This window comes from Kocuria palustris (assembly GCF_007666205.1).
In the GTDB taxonomy this organism is placed as follows: Bacteria; Actinomycetota; Actinomycetes; order Actinomycetales; family Micrococcaceae; genus Kocuria; species Kocuria palustris_A.
On the sequence record NZ_VDOR01000052.1, the window covers coordinates 1 to 265 of the forward strand.

The following is a 265-nucleotide window of genomic DNA, read 5'->3' on the forward strand; positions in this document are numbered from 1 at the left end:
AAAAGGTTTAAGAAATAATTTCCAATAACTTTTATATTTATTATAAAGCGGTCTATTTGAGGCCCTATAACAATTCATTACATGAACTCTAGACATATTTAACGCTCGATTTAAAGATTGAACAATATGAAAACGATCAATAATAATCTTCGCGTTAGGAAATAATTGTTTGATTAGTGACATATATGGTTCATACATATCAATCGTGACTGTTTTGACTTTTTGTCTGAGTTTCAAAGAATAGCGATAAAAATGATCTTTTAGC

General features: G+C 27.9%; 1 protein-coding gene. It reads right to left on the reverse strand.

The annotated features are described in order from the left end of the window. A partial coding sequence (locus FSY66_RS12460; protein ID WP_144795417.1) for a transposase occupies positions 1-265 on the reverse strand: 265 nt, incomplete at both ends.